Below are 14,906 nucleotides of genomic sequence, written 5' to 3'. Positions count from 1 at the left end.
GCTCTTTATCCGCGCGGCCGCACCGCCGCCAGCGGCAATTGATTCAGCTCCGCCGTGGCCTCGCGCCAGGCTGGATAATACTGATCCATCAATGCAACAAACCGTTTGTTATGTGATGCTTCAAGTAAATGAACCATCTCGTGCACGACAATATACTCAAGTAAATCCTTCGGTCTGGTGACCAGATCGGTATTCAGCCGGATATGGCGGGTACGCGGGTTACAACTACCCCAACGGGTTTTCATTCGCTGCAAAAAATAGGCAGACACACTCACACCCAGCCGATCCTGCCATTGCTCGATCAAACCGGGCACCACACCATGCAGCAAGGATTTGTACCAGGCATGCATCACCGCGGCACGCCTGGATAAATCACTGCCCGGACGCACCTGCAGGATGATGGACTGCTGATTCAGCAACACACAAGGTTTGGCTTGTTTCTCCACCACCTGCAGCACATAATGATGACCCCATACGGTATGGCTTTCATGCTCAACCAACTGCCGGGGTGCTTCTCTAACCTGCGATTGCAGTTTTGTCTGCTGCTTTTGAATCCAGGATAGTTTTGAAACAGCAAAGGCATGGATCCTCTCCAACCTGGCTCCAAAAGGCGCAACCAGTGTCACCCGGCCATCCGGCGGGTGCACCCGCAGGTAAACATGCTTCACTACCCTGCGTTGTATGAAAATCGTAAGATCTCCCAGCTTGATCTGCTCGCTCACCAGTCACTCCGCTCATCTTTGATTCTATGCAACCCCGACCAACTGTCGCTGCAAAAAGCCTGCGATGATGTGATCTGCATAAGGTCGTGCAACCTCACAGATGAAGCGCGGGAAATCGATGTGAGCGCTGTCATCGGCGCGATCAGAAATGGTGCGCACGGCAGCGAACGGTTTGCCAAAGTCACTGCACACCTGTGCTACTGCAGCGCCTTCCATCTCGACAGCGAGCGCCTGGTGGCCGGCTGCGGCGAGCGTGGTACGCAGCGCAATTGATTCAGCCAAGGTACTGACAAAACGATCTCCACTGACGATTAAACCCTGGTGCACCCGCGCTAAATGAGTGCGCGCGACACCACTGCTCCGAGGTATATCAGCTTGGGTATTTGTCAGATAAGCGTGCGCCGCTGCAAATAATAGAGTAGACAGTTCCGGATCGCAGGCAAATTGTGTACAGCCATAACCTGGTACTTCCCAACGCGGGAAAATGGGCGATGCATCCATATCGTGCTGCAGAAATTGCGTAGCGATGACCACATCACCCACCTGCACACCTTCCCCCATACCACCAGCCACACCCGTAAACACGATGCGCTGCGCACCCAATCGTTCAAACAGCACAACAGCTGTTGTCGCCGCTGCCACCTTGCCAATGCCAGATAATCCCAGCACCACTGTCTGGCCATGCAGACGACCGCGCCAAAATACACGCCCCGCATACTGAAACTGCTCCCGTTGCTCCAGCGTCTGTACCAAACCGCCCTGTTCTTCTGGTAAAGCGCTCAAAATTGCTGTAGTCATTGATAGGTATTAAAAAATCCGGAAATTTTTGATGTAACCCAATTTCGCATCGGCATTGCTCATAGAAGATTGCTCATAGAAGAACAGTTAATCGGGCCAGGGCAGATCATTTTCCTGCGCCAGCGCCCTGCCCCATGCTTCCAGTTCATTCAGAACTTCCTGCTGCGCCTGTTGCGGACAATCGGTACGCAGTTGTATCAGCTTCTGATGATATTCGTTTAATGTCAGACTGTCGTTGATGGCATCTTCACCAAACTGTCTGCGGCAATGAACTTGCCAGCGGTGTTTTTCCTGGGCCGACAAGGTATCGGGAAAGTTGCGGGCACGATAGCGAAACAGCAGTTCAGCATAACGTCCATCCTGAAATTCTTCTGAGAGATCAATCAGTCTCTCCGGTTCTGAATCGCGCACAAGCGGGAACAGGTTACGGTCGTGATCGTTTGCAAAACCATCGTACAACGCCAGATCGGCATCATTTTCTGGAAAAATCTTGCCATTTGCATACGCTTGCCTGATCCGCTGCATAAAATCAGGGTTTTGCTGCAACAATTGCCAATGCTGCTGGCACTGTTCAATATTCAATCCAATTCGATTGGCGACTTCATCATTCAGAACTTTCTGTGGCGCCAGTGCCGGGCATTTATTCAGCCTAATCGTCTTGACCGGCAGGCGCTGCTGCCCTTCCGCCAATTCCAATTTGGGCGTGAACAGACGTTCCACCAGCGCATCAACATTCAGCTGCATAAATTCAACAGGATCGTGCCGCAAGTCGTAAACCAGAATACTGTTGGTATTGCCTGTTTCAGGCAGCAGCGGCATCACCAGCGTGGTGCAACCTTGTTCGGATGGATACATACGCGAGGTATGCAATACCGGGGTATGTGCTGTCAGATCGAGCAGACGAGATGCTTCACGCTTATCCCGCAAACGGAACAGCCAGTCATACAAACGCGGCTGCCGGTCACGTAGCAAGCGAGCCAGTGCGATGGTGGCGCGAACATCGGATAACGCATCGTGCGCACTATCATGCATTAACCCGTTGGCAGCGGTAATATCCTCCAATCGGAAACTAGGCTTCCCTTCCCCATTGACCGGCCAGTTGATGCCTTCCGGACGCAGAGCAAAAGTCATGCGGGCGAGGTCAATCACATCCCAGCGCGAATTGCCGGACTGCCATTCGCGTGCATAGGGATCGTAGAAATTGCGATACAGCGCAAAGCGGGTGACTTCATCATCAAACCGTAGCGTGTTATAGCCCACCCCGCAGGTACCCGGTTGTACCAGCTGTGCATGAATCAGTGCGATGAATTCCGGTTCCGGCAACCCTCTGGTTGCTGCCATTTGTGGTGTGATACCGGTAAGCAGACAAGCTTCCGGATGCGGCAGCCGATCACGCGCCGGTTTGCAATAAATCACCAGCGGATCGCCAATTTCATTGAGCGCTTCATCCGTCCTCAGCCCAGCAAACTGAACCGGCCGATCCTGACGAGGGTTCGCACCGGAGGTTTCATAATCATGCCAGTAGAGTGTTGAGGTATCCATTCGTATAATGGTGGTTAGTCCGTAACAGGTTGGAAAACGCGGATTTATTTTCCCGATCCATTCCTGAATAACCGGGTCTTAACAAAAATCTCGAATCAATCCTGATCTGCCCAGAGAACATATATCGCTTGTTTCAAAGCTGCTTTCCTACCTTTTAGCGTATAGGTACAGAAAAATATCTATACATGTCCATCCTGGTTAAAGCTTTGCACCAAACCCCCGTTAAATATGGCTATCAACAGATCTATTTTATCAGCCTGAACCGGGCATTTGATGTCGTATAGATTACATTAATATTTTCATTAAATTATTCATTCATGGATCTACAATGGTAAAGTTCCTCAACACAAGTGCGACAAATTACTTCCTCGAAGAACTCATAAAAAGTGCAAAGGATCGGCTCATCCTCATCAGCCCATTCCTTCGCCTGAATGACAGAATCAAAGAATTGCTGGAAGATAAAAATCGCCTGAAAATTGACGTAAGAGTCGTCTACGGAAAAAGTGAACTCCAGCCAGAAGAAATTAGCTGGCTTACTGAACTCTTCTATTTATGGACTAGTTTTTGCAAGAACCTGCACGCAAAATGCTATCTCAATGAAGAATTATGCATTATCACCAGCTTGAATCTCTACGAATTCAGTCAAGTTAACAACAACGAAATGGGTGTGCTCATTCAGCGCTCTGAAGATGCCGAGCTTTATCAGGAAGCTTACGAAGAAGCACAACGCATCATCCGTATCAGTGATGAAGTACGCATTTCAGTCGAGACCATCGGAAAGGAATCGGAATCAACAGCTGAAGCCGATGAGCAGTCCACAGACAAGCTAACAACTTCCAAGCTGGCGCAAAAGATCGGAATCAAAACTATCGATCTTATAGAGCAATTGACGCACGCTGGTTATCTCGAAGTACGGGACGGTAAAAATTACATCACATTCAAAGGGAAAAATGCCGGGGGTGAATTCCGCATGAGTCCAAAGTATGGCCCTTATTTCCTTTGGCCTGAAAGCTTCCGACTGTAATAATTATCAGCCATTCATATACCACATCCAGAATATTCTTCAGGAGCCACCCTCAAACATGAGACAAATGATTTGTAAAGTATTTGTTAGCCCACCCCCATATAACAATTCATTCAGGCCAATACTGTTTTGATGTGGTTTAATGAAACCACATCAAAGTGTTGGATCTGTTCACCCCTGAGGAGTGTGCCAACTACCTTGCTTCATGTGGATATATAAACAAGTAAATTCAAAATGATCTAACCTTTCTCTTTGGCTACCAAATAATAATCCGCAGAAAGCCGTTACATTTTTTTCAATGCCCCGTTAGCCCCAACCGCTGCCAGATTTTTGTGGGTAGTACGGCCGAGTTAAGCGTGTAGAAATGCAGGCCGGGTGCACCGGCTTCCAGCAGGCGCGCACAAAGTGCGGTGACCACATCCAGCCCAAATGCCTGGATGGAAGGGATGTCATCACCAAAGCTCTCCAGTTTTTTGCGAATCCAGCGGGGTATCTCCGCTCCACAGCCATCGGAAAATCTTGCCAGTTGGGAAAATTTGCTGATCGGCATGATGCCGGGAACGATTGGGACACTGATATTCGCAGCTTCGCACATCTCTACGAAATGCAGATAGGCATCGACGTTATAGAAAAACTGGGTAATCGCTGCATTGGCACCTGCCTCAACTTTTCGTCTGAAGTTGGTGAAATCCTCCAGTGCGGAACGTGCCTGTGGATGATATTCCGGATAAGCTGCCACTTCGATCCAGAAAGTATCGCCGAACTCCTTGCGGATAAATGCCACCAGCTCATTGGCATAGCGGAATTCACCCGCCTGCGCCATGCCCGAAGGCAGATCACCACGCAACGCGATAATGTGGCGGATATTGTGGCTGTGATATTTTTCAAGAATGGAGCGGATATTGTCGCGAGTGGAACCGATACAGGATAGATGCGGCGCTACCGGGGAACCTTCTGCCTGGATTTCCAGCACGGTTTCCAGCGTCCGCTCCCGAGTGGAGCCACCTGCACCGAATGTTACCGAAAAGAACTTCGGGTTGAAGCGGGCAAGTTGTATACGCGTTGCCCGCAGTTTTTCCATGCCTTCCGGTGTCTGCGGCGGGAAAAACTCAAAACTGAATGTGGGCGTAAAATTTTTCTGGGATAACATCTGGACTTACTTCCATTGGCCACTTCCCTTCAAAGGAAGCAGTAGTGAGAATCTATGAAATAAAACCCAAATTTTCCATCAGATCCTTGCAGCAGCGAAAAACAACCTTTCAAAATCTGCTGGATTGCTTGACACCTACAGTGCTCGCAAAGACGGTATTTTGTCACCTGTTGAATTTCGCATCTTCTGCCCTGATGAAGAACCCGGGATAAAGCCGGGGGAATACAACTGTCGCTTTGACAGCGATTTCTCCGGCTTCAATCAGTTCAACCACTCAAACTCAATAACGGTACATCTCGGGTTTATAAGGTCCGTTTTTATCGAGATTGAGGTAGTGCGCCTGCTCGTCGGTCAGTTCGGTCAGCTTCACACCCAGTTTACCCAGATGCAGACGCGCAACCATTTCATCCAGCTGTTTAGGAAGTACATACACCTTCTTCTGGTAATCTTTACCGTTTTGCCAGAGTTCCATCTGCGCCAGCACCTGATTGGTGAAGGAGCTGGACATGACAAAAGACGGATGGCCGGTAGCACACCCCAGATTAACGAGACGTCCTTGTGCCAGCACGATGATGCGGCGGCCAGTCGGGAAGATGACATGATCAACCTGTGGCTTGATGTTTTCCCACTGGTACTTCTGAACTGAGGCAATATCGATTTCAGAATCGAAGTGGCCGATGTTGCATACGATCGCCTGATCCTTCATTTTCAGCATGTGGTCATGGGTGATCACACGCAGATTGCCGGTGGCGGTGACGAAAATATCTGCTTTATCACAGGCATCGTCCATGGTCACCACACGATATCCTTCCATCGCCGCCTGCAATGCACAGATTGGATCAATCTCGGTAATCCAGACAGTTGCTCCCAGGCCGCGCAATGACTGCGCACAGCCTTTGCCGACATCGCCATAACCACAAATCACAGCTATTTTTCCGGCAATCATTACATCGGTTGCGCGTTTGATGCCATCCACCAATGATTCACGGCAACCATAAAGATTATCGAATTTGGATTTGGTGACTGAATCATTGACATTGATCGCCGGGAATGGAAGTTCACCTTTCTTTTCCATTTCGTACAGGCGATGTACACCGGTTGTGGTTTCTTCTGTCACACCGCGAATTCCGGCAAGGTTACGCGAGTACCAGCCCGGATGGCTGGTAAGACGGCTACGGATGGAAGCAAACAGTACCTGTTCTTCCTCATTGGACGGATTGGCAATCACGGAAGGATCGCGTTCAGCCCTGCTGCCAAGGATGAGCAGTAAGGTGGCATCCCCGCCATCATCTAGAATCATATTGGCGGCATGCGAGCCATCACTGGTCCATTCAAATATCTGGTGAGCGTAGTCCCAATATTCCTTCAGTGATTCTCCCTTGTAGGCAAATACTGGAATATCGCGGGCGGCAATCGCCGCAGCAGCATGATCCTGGGTGGAGAAAATATTGCAGGAAGCCCAGCGGACTTCTGCACCTAGTGCCACCAGTGTTTCAATTAACACGGCGGTCTGGATAGTCATGTGCAGGGAACCGGCAATTCTGGCCCCTGCCAGCGGCTTCTTGCCGGCATACTGTTCGCGCAGCGCCATCAAACCGGGCATTTCAGTTTCGGCAATGGCAATTTCCTTTCTGCCCCAATCTGCCAATGACAAATCAGCCACCTTGCAGTCGGTAAAAACAGAGTTGTCCACTACGGGGTTGATTGTTGCACTCATAACACATCTCCTGAGAAGTGAAAGAGCGCCGTTGTTGGGTTGTTCATTTGTCCGAGCCTCACGAGATAGACCGTTGCAGCGCTCCTCGGTACAAATGGAACATCATTCACGCTGAATGATGTTGATGAAAAATATTCAAATACCTGCATCCGCTTTAAGCTGCTCTGCAATGTCGGTTTTCTCCCAGGTGAAACTGGGTTCTTCCCGACCAAAATGGCCATACGCAGCCGTTTTGCTATAAATCGGACGCAGCAGATTCAGTTCATGAATGATCGCTCTGGGGCGCAGATCAAAATTCCGGGTGATCAGCTCGGCGAGTTTTTCATCTGAAACTTTACCGGTACCAAAAGTTTCCAACATTAATGAAACCGGCTTAGCCACGCCAATTGCATAAGCCACCTGAACTTCACATTTGCGTGCCAGGCCGGCAGCTACAATATTTTTGGCGACATAACGGGCAGCATAAGCTGCTGAGCGATCCACCTTGGAAGGATCCTTACCGGAAAAAGCACCGCCACCATGATGGGCTGTGCCACCGTAAGTATCCACGATGATCTTGCGCCCGGTTAGTCCGCAATCGCCCATCGGCCCGCCCACCACGAAACGACCGGTAGGATTGACCAGATACCGAATATCACTACTCAGCATTTCTGCAGGCAATACAGGTTTGATGATTTCCTCGACAACTCCTTCAAACAAATCGCCATTGGAAATATCCGGATCATGCTGGGTTGAAATAACGACTGTTTCTATGTTTTTCGGTTTCCCGTCAATATAGCGTACTGAAACCTGGGATTTGGCATCCGGACGCAGCCATGACAGCTGGCCGCTTTTTCTCAATTTTGCCTGCTGTTCAACCAAACGATGTGCATAGTAAATCGGCAGCGGCATTAGTTGCGGCGTTTCATCACAGGCATAACCGAACATCAGTCCCTGATCTCCCGCCCCCTGATCCATCTCCTCTTCCTTGCTGCGATTCACCCCCAGAGCAATATCGGGAGACTGTTTGTTAAAAGCGGTCAGCACCGCGCAGGTGCTTGCATCAAAGCCAATCTCGGAACTGGTATAGCCGATTTCACGCACCGTATCTCGTGGGATGACGTTGTAATCAATGGTAGCATGGGTCGTTATTTCACCTGACAAAACGATCAGCCCTGTACTGCACATGGTTTCACAGGCTACACGCGCATGAGGATCCTGTTGCAGAATTGCATCAAGGATTGCATCCGATATCTGGTCGGCCACCTTATCAGGGTGGCCTTCAGATACGGATTCAGACGTAAAAAGATAGTTACTCATAGTTTGTTTTGTTAATTAAATTTGGATATGAATGAGATAATACTCAGGCAAGAGTAAAACCAATTCCGGATTTGAGGCCAAAGACTGCAGTTATTTATTAAGGTACAGTGCAAAACTACCTTAAAGCACTGCTTGTTGAGCAACCGGATTATTCCAGAAATCCGTATGAAAATCATTGTTCTTTTTACTGACCCTGCCTAGATTAGGTAATGCGGATGCAATAATCTGTCATTTTTTCATCTCAATGCTCCCGGAAAATGCCGATTATTTTGACCATGTACAGGAGTTTTCCATGAATACTGTTTTGATTACCGGCGCCAATCGGGGAATCGGATTGGAATTTGCCACACAATATGCGGCAGACGGGTGGCAGGTAGTCGCCTGCTGCCGGCAACCGCAACAGGCCATGGCGCTCAATCAGCTGGCTGAGCAGTACAAAGATCATTTTTCTATTTACCAGCTTGATGTACGTGAGCTTGCCGAAATAGATCAGTTGTCACAAAAGCTGCATGATTTGTCCATTGATGTGCTGATTAATAACGCAGGCGTTTATCCACCTGCACAAAATGGGGAGTTTGGTCATATCAACTATGATGACTGGATGGAGGCCTTCAGGGTCAATACATTCGCCCCCCTCAGAATGGCAGAAGCCCTGGTGAAACAGGTTGCTCGCAGCAAATTGAAAGTTATCGCCACCATCACCAGCAAAATGGCCAGTATCGACGATAACCAGCGTGGCGGCAGTTATATTTACCGATCCAGCAAAACTGCCGTAAACATGGTGGTAAAAAGTCTTGCCATTGATCTGCAGCCTCGCGGTATTATTTCAGTGCTGCTACATCCAGGCTGGGTACAGACTGATATGGGTGGACGTGGCGCGTTAATCACAGCAAAGCAGAGTGTGACCGGCATGAAAGGCATCCTGGATAAAATCACCCATACGGATACAGGCAAATTTCTTGCCTACGATGGACAGCACATCCCTTGGTAGTCTTTTTTACCTGCCTTTCAAGCAACAAACTTTCACTGGTAACCAAATGCGCTCATCTTATGTTGTGCAACTCGACGATGAAGCAGCAACTTTGTTCCTGGGAGAGCAGCTTGCAGCTATACTTCGCCCTGGTTTGACCGTATTCCTTTATGGTGATCTGGGAGCTGGCAAAACTACGCTTGCACGTGGAATATTGAAAGGGCTGGGGCATCATGACAAGGTGAGAAGTCCCACCTATAACCTGGTTGAAATCTACAAACTTTCAGAGTTATACTTGTATCACTTTGATTTTTATAGATTCAATGACCCATTGGAGTGGGAAGAAGCAGGCTTCCGGGAGTATTTCAACCAGAATTCCATCTGTCTGGTCGAATGGCCTGAAAAAGCAGGGGAATTTCTGCACGCAGCTGATCTGAAAATATGGATCAGTTATTCTGGAACAGGAAGAATCGCCGAACTCAAGGCGGAAACGGAGGCAGGAGAACAATGCTTATCACGCTGGCAAAAACAGGTATCCGAATGAATCAACCCGGAACCAGGCAGTGCTCTCCATTTCTATTTTTCGTTATAGCTATCCTTCTGCAACTGGCTTTGTATAGCAACGATACATCAGCTGGCACTCAAATCACGGCAGCACGCTACTGGGCGGGGCCCGAGTATACCCGGTTGACACTGGAATCGAGTAAGCCGGTTAAATACTCGGTCAGCACACTCCAATCACCCAAAAGAATCGTGATGGACATGGAGAATATTTCATTGTCCGATGTACTGAAGAGCTTGCCAGCAAAGACCGAATCACGGGATCCCCTGGTTGGCGCATTAAGAGTCGGCAATTTCAATTCGCGGACTGTCAGGCTGGTCGTGGAATTAAAAACAGATGCTGTACCCAAAGCATTCGCGCTTGATCCTGTAGATCAATTTGGGCATCGGCTGGTGCTGGATCTTTACCCATCGAAAAAACTGACAACAGAACCGTATGAACAGGATCCACTCATAGCATTAATACAAAAAAACAAGAAACCTGCGCCAGCTGCTCATACCCGCAATGTAACCCCCGCTGCGACTTCGAAGACTGTCCTGACAGCAACCAGCCGCAAACCTGAAAAGAACCGGATTATTACTATCGCAATTGACGCCGGACATGGCGGCAAGGATCCGGGAGCAATTGGTCCGCAAGGCTCCATGGAAAAAAATATAACCCTTTCCATCGCCAGAAAACTCAAGGCCAGAATTGACAAGGAACCCGGTATGCGTTCCGTACTAATTCGTGACGGAGATTACTTCATATCGCTAGCTGAACGGCGCATCAAGGCAAGACAAGCCAATGCCGATTTATTTGTATCTATTCATGCTGATGCTGCTCCACGGAGAGAAGCACATGGTGCATCAATTTACGCATTATCAGAAAATGGTGCCACTTCCACCACAGCGAGCTGGCTGGCCAAAAAGGAAAATGCGGTTGATCTGATCGGCGGAGTCAAACTGGATAACAAAGATCGATACCTAAAGCAAACACTGATTGATCTGTCCATGAATGCCACGATTAATGACAGTATCCGGCTGGCCAATCACGTATTGAATGAAATCGGGACAATCAGCCATCTGCACAAAAAAAATGTGGAACAGGCTGGTTTTGCAGTACTCAAATCACCTGATATTCCATCTGTTCTGGTTGAAACCGCATTCATCAGCAACCAGACTGAAGAAGCCAAACTTAATTCAGAGATTCACCAGAATAAATTGGTTGATGCGATATCAGTCGGACTTAAACGCTATTTCAACAGCGGATCCTGGCAGACACGGATGGATGTTGCTGATACCAGATAAGAGATATCAGCCTCTACCGGTTCTCAGACTACACTGTTTTATAGAGATGTCTGCTTATGGGTAAAACAGCTCCAGTTTGTAGCCCATAGCATTGAGCTGATTCGTATTCAAGAAACATTGGACCTGTATTTCACTTTCCCCCGCAAATATTGATTGATCAGCTGCTGAATCCAGATAATCCTTTGCCGTAAAAATACGACTTGCGAGCAGTTTTTCATCAGCATCTGTTAGCGTTAGCAGTAATGCCGGTAACGCTTGCGGGAAAGGCGCATGATTGCGGATAATTGCAGAAAGCTCCACCACATCAGGATCAGCGGAAGAACTGACACGCAAGTCTGATGATTCCAGGCTCAATAAATGGAGATGACGTGGTAAATCAACCTCACATTGCATCAGGGTGCAATATTCATTCAATACCGGTCGAAATGCAGGGAAAGCAATAAATATTTCTGTACGATAGGCATGCATAATCTGCCCAAGCAGCAATACCAGCAATACTGCATTGGGCACCAGCCAAAGCCGGGAAATTTTTGGCGCAGACGGTTGAATGTCAAAATAATCAACAGGAGGCGGTGTTTCAGCAACCGACATTACAGCAGTATTATCAGGGTCGGATTGATCCAGATCCGGTTGGGGCAACATCACAAGCGGTTGAATACACGCCACCGGAACAGCTATCAGTGCTGTAAAACCGTTGAATACTTGCTTACACTGCCCGCAGCGCACATCACCGTTATGCGAATGCAGCTGCCCACCCGTCAGGCGAAAAATCGCATGACAGCCAGGACAGCGTGTCACCAGTGTCATGATGTCCTATTGACTGATTTCCGACCTGCAAGCAGTACCCATCCCTGATCTTTTGCAGCAATCTGCATATCAAACCACTCGCTGTAAATCTGCAGCACTTCATCAGCCTGGGTTTCCAGTATTCCTGAAAGCACGATACGTCCGCCTGGTTGCAAGGCACTCATCAGAACAGGGGCCAGCATGATCAGAGGATTAGCCAGAATGTTCGCGACCACTACGAAAACAGGACGCTGCCTGGTATCAGCAGGATCGCCACCTCCAGAAAAGGATAGCGCAGTGGTAAATGATAATTTATCCAGATCACAGAGATTGTTCCGGGCATTTTCGAGGCTGGCAGTAATGGCATTCGGATCAATATCCACGCCCATCACCCGGTCAGCCCCCAGTTTTAACGCTGCGATTGCCAGAATCCCGGAGCCACAGCCATAATCAAGCACGCTGTCGCCAGGTTTAAGAAATTTATCCAGCCAGCCCAGGCACAACTGTGTGGTCGGATGACTGCCCGTACCAAAAGCCAGTCCCGGATCCAGTCGCAGATTAATTGCTGCAGGATCGGGTAAATCATGCCAAGATGGAACGACCCACAATCGCGAGGAAATTTTGATTGGCTCGAATTGCGCCTGTGTCAATCTGACCCAATCCTGTTCCACTACTTGCGTCAATTGATAGTCTGGCAGCGCAGATATCCCCATCACCCGAGCTACTGCCTGCACAATTTCATCAACATCCGTATTTTCCTCGAGCAATACTGTTACCTCTGCCTGTTGCCAGAATTGCTCCGGGAGAGCACCTGGTTCACCAAACAAGGGTTGTTCGTGATCAGTCCCTTCACCCGCATCATGTACATCAACTGACAGTGCGCCCTGCTCCAGCAACTGATCACTTACCGAATCAACGTAATCGGACCCAACTTTAAAAGTCAGAGAGAGCCAGGACATAGCTGATCTGTGTAACAGGTTTTATCACGATCACATCAAGTCGTTTTTTTGTTATACAGTGCAAGCTTGTTTTCAAGATAGTGAATAGAGACAGAATCGGATACAAAGTTACAGTCCGCCAAAAGATCCAGATGTAACGGAATATTGGTTTTGATTCCTTCAATGATCATTTCGGTAAGCGCAATACGCATACGCGCAATAGCGAGATCACGATTGTCACCATAGGCAATTACCTTGGCGATCATGGAATCATAGTAAGGTGGCACGCGATAATTATGGTAAATATGGGAATCGACTCGGATCCCGGGACCGCCTGGAGCATGGTACTGTGTAATACGTCCGGCTGAGGGAGTCAGCTTATAGGGATCTTCCGCATTGATGCGGCATTCTATGGCATGTCCTCTGGTCACAATATCTTTTTGCTGCACTGACAGTTTTTCCCCTGCCGCCACACGAATCTGTGCTTGAACCAGGTCAATACCAGTAACGGCTTCTGTCACCGGATGCTCAACCTGAAGCCGGGTATTCATTTCAATGAAATAAAATTCATTGTTCTCATAAAGAAACTCGAAAGTTCCTACCCCTCTGTAATTAATACGCTTGCAAGCCTCGACACATCGCTCACCAATTTGATTGCGCAACTTGATCGAAATACCTCGCGCCGGCGCCTCTTCAATAATCTTCTGGTGACGGCGCTGCATGGAGCAATCCCTCTCCCCCAGATGAACGGTATTGCCGTATTCGTCAGCCAGTATCTGGAATTCAATATGACGCGGATTTTCCAGGTATTTTTCTGCGTAAACCACCGGGTTACCAAATGCCGCCTGCGCTTCATTACGCGTTGTAATCACCGCATTCGAGAGCGCCGCTTCAGTGTACACGACGCGCATCCCGCGCCCCCCACCTCCTCCGGCTGCCTTGATAATGACTGGGTAACCGATCTCCTTGATAATTTTCCTTACTTCATCAAGTGAATCCGGCAACGCACCCTCTGAGCCTGGTACACAGGGAACACCTGCCTGCAGCATCGCGTGTTTTGCAGAGACCTTATCTCCCATCAACCGGATTGTATCCGGTCGGGGGCCGATAAAGAAAAAACCGCTCTTTTCCACCCTCTCTGCAAAATCCGCATTCTCGGATAAAAAACCGTAACCCGGATGAATGGCTTCCGCATCCGTTACTTCAGCAGCACTAATGATAGCGGGGATATTCAAGTAACTTTGCGCAGAAGCTGCCGGGCCGATACAGACTGATTCATCGGCCAGCTTGACATATTTTGCTTCGGCATCCGCTTCCGAATGAACCGCTACGGTCTTGATACCCATAGTCCGGCACGCTCGCTGGACGCGCAATGCTATTTCTCCACGATTTGCGATTAATATTTTTTCAAACATATAAATTAAACGATGAAAACCAGATCCGGATAGATTCCTGAAAATTCAGAGCATTATTTCTCGAAAGATTATTATTCGATAATAAATAACGGCTCGCCATATTCAACTGGCTGACCATTCTCCGGCAAAATAGCTTTGATTTTGCCCCCCCGATCGGTTTCGATCTCATTAAGCAGCTTCATGGCCTCAATGATACATAGCGTATCTCCGGACTTTACTTGCTGACCTACTTCAGCAAATGGTTTGGCCCCCGGGGCCGAAGCGCGATAAAAAGTACCTACCATGGGAGACTTGACAATATGTCCTTCCGGCAAACCTGGCTTCTCTTGTACATCGCTCTCACTGGCTATGGGGGCTGCCGGCTCTACCGGAACAGGGATCTGATATTGTGGCATAACCGTTGCCACCGATTGTGTCATGGTTACGGATTTGCTGATACGGACCTTCTCTTCCCCCTCTGTTACTTCCAGCTCTGTAATACTGTATTCCTCTACTAATTCAATTAATTTCTTGAGTTTTCTCAAATCCATTTTATCCTCCGGGGCAGATCCCTTTCATAAGTGCCCTGATCTATCTTCAGGGATAGCAGTTTTACGTCTTTTGATGATGGCTGGTAACTGATTTGCTTGTAAATCAATTGATCAAGTCTGCTTTGTCATTTGTATTTGTATTGATCACCGGGTAAAAAAATAATTTA

Annotated in this window: 14 protein-coding genes and 1 riboswitch; of the genes, 4 read left to right on the top strand and 10 right to left on the bottom strand. The window is 48.5% G+C overall.

The annotated features are described in order from the left end of the window. Window positions 1-5: 5 nt before the first annotated feature. The 3 genes from ABF86_RS09030 to sbcB form a co-directional block, all read right to left on the bottom strand. A complete protein-coding gene (locus ABF86_RS09030; RefSeq protein ID WP_160803547.1) occupies window positions 6-722 on the bottom strand; it encodes a SprT family zinc-dependent metalloprotease in 717 nt (238 codons plus the stop codon). 24 nt (window positions 723-746) lie between these two features. After that, window positions 747-1,520, bottom strand: coding sequence for a 5'-methylthioadenosine/adenosylhomocysteine nucleosidase (locus tag ABF86_RS09025; RefSeq protein WP_160803546.1), 774 nt, complete (start codon window positions 1,518-1,520; stop codon window positions 747-749). Window positions 1,521-1,607: 87 nt separating this feature from the next. Beyond that, complete coding sequence (sbcB, locus tag ABF86_RS09020; RefSeq protein ID WP_074685037.1) at window positions 1,608-3,062, bottom strand: exodeoxyribonuclease I; 1,455 nt, start codon at window positions 3,060-3,062, stop codon at window positions 1,608-1,610. Window positions 3,063-3,390: 328 nt separating this feature from the next. Here sbcB and ABF86_RS09015 point away from each other — a divergent pair, with 328 nt between their 5' ends. After that, the gene (locus ABF86_RS09015) at window positions 3,391-4,086 is read left to right on the top strand and encodes a phospholipase D family protein (protein ID WP_074685036.1); all 696 of its coding nucleotides are present in this window, start codon (window positions 3,391-3,393) and stop codon (window positions 4,084-4,086) included. 295 nt (window positions 4,087-4,381) lie between these two features. On the opposite strand, the gene metF is transcribed toward ABF86_RS09015, so the two are convergent. From metF to metK, 3 genes are all read right to left on the bottom strand, one after another. Continuing rightward, window positions 4,382-5,236, bottom strand: coding sequence for a methylenetetrahydrofolate reductase [NAD(P)H] (gene metF / locus ABF86_RS09010; protein WP_011634925.1), 855 nt, complete (start codon window positions 5,234-5,236; stop codon window positions 4,382-4,384). 280 nt (window positions 5,237-5,516) lie between these two features. Next, entirely contained in the window at window positions 5,517-6,953 is a 1,437-nt protein-coding gene (gene ahcY, locus ABF86_RS09005) for an adenosylhomocysteinase (protein ID WP_074685035.1), read from the bottom strand. Between the two features lie 16 nt (window positions 6,954-6,969). Continuing rightward, a riboswitch (S-adenosyl-L-homocysteine riboswitch) is annotated at window positions 6,970-7,047 on the bottom strand. Between the two features lie 41 nt (window positions 7,048-7,088). Further along, window positions 7,089-8,252: a methionine adenosyltransferase gene (metK, locus tag ABF86_RS09000; protein ID WP_074685034.1), complete on the bottom strand. Its 1,164-nt coding sequence runs from the start codon at window positions 8,250-8,252 to the stop codon at window positions 7,089-7,091. Between the two features lie 292 nt (window positions 8,253-8,544). Between metK and ABF86_RS08995 the strand changes: the two genes are divergently transcribed. The 3 genes from ABF86_RS08995 to ABF86_RS08985 are packed head-to-tail and all read left to right on the top strand — an operon-like array spanning window position 8,545 to window position 11,070. Next, a complete protein-coding gene (locus ABF86_RS08995; RefSeq protein WP_011634928.1) occupies window positions 8,545-9,243 on the top strand; it encodes an SDR family oxidoreductase in 699 nt (232 codons plus the stop codon). A 46-nt stretch (window positions 9,244-9,289) separates the two neighbouring features. After that, on the top strand, window positions 9,290-9,766 hold the full coding sequence (gene tsaE / locus ABF86_RS08990; RefSeq protein WP_074455824.1) for a tRNA (adenosine(37)-N6)-threonylcarbamoyltransferase complex ATPase subunit type 1 TsaE: 477 nt from the start codon (window positions 9,290-9,292) through the stop codon (window positions 9,764-9,766). Beyond that, on the top strand, window positions 9,730-11,070 hold the full coding sequence (locus tag ABF86_RS08985; RefSeq protein ID WP_074455823.1) for an N-acetylmuramoyl-L-alanine amidase: 1,341 nt from the start codon (window positions 9,730-9,732) through the stop codon (window positions 11,068-11,070). Before tsaE ends, ABF86_RS08985 begins: the two co-directional genes overlap by 37 nt. A 54-nt stretch (window positions 11,071-11,124) precedes the next feature. On the opposite strand, the gene ABF86_RS08980 is transcribed toward ABF86_RS08985, so the two are convergent. From ABF86_RS08980 to accB, 4 genes are all read right to left on the bottom strand, one after another. Then, window positions 11,125-11,877, bottom strand: coding sequence for a zinc-ribbon and DUF3426 domain-containing protein (locus ABF86_RS08980; RefSeq protein ID WP_074685033.1), 753 nt, complete (start codon window positions 11,875-11,877; stop codon window positions 11,125-11,127). Beyond that, window positions 11,874-12,815, bottom strand: coding sequence for a 50S ribosomal protein L11 methyltransferase (gene prmA / locus ABF86_RS08975; protein WP_074455821.1), 942 nt, complete (start codon window positions 12,813-12,815; stop codon window positions 11,874-11,876). The genes ABF86_RS08980 and prmA overlap by 4 nt, the downstream gene beginning before the upstream one ends. A 35-nt stretch (window positions 12,816-12,850) precedes the next feature. Then, window positions 12,851-14,209 (bottom strand): acetyl-CoA carboxylase biotin carboxylase subunit, encoded by a 1,359-nt coding sequence (gene accC, locus ABF86_RS08970; protein ID WP_011634933.1) that lies wholly within the window; start codon window positions 14,207-14,209, stop codon window positions 12,851-12,853. Window positions 14,210-14,280: 71 nt separating this feature from the next. Continuing rightward, window positions 14,281-14,739 carry an acetyl-CoA carboxylase biotin carboxyl carrier protein gene (gene accB, locus ABF86_RS08965; RefSeq protein WP_011634934.1) on the bottom strand — a complete coding sequence of 153 codons (459 nt, stop codon included), beginning with the start codon at window positions 14,737-14,739 and terminating at the stop codon, window positions 14,281-14,283. Window positions 14,740-14,906 lie beyond the last annotated feature (167 nt).

This window comes from Nitrosomonas sp. GH22, from assembly GCF_009833115.1.
GTDB classification, from domain to species: Bacteria; Pseudomonadota; Gammaproteobacteria; order Burkholderiales; family Nitrosomonadaceae; genus Nitrosomonas; species Nitrosomonas eutropha.
Note: the sequence above shows the minus strand (reverse complement) of the source record. Positions and strands in the feature narration are given on the sequence as shown.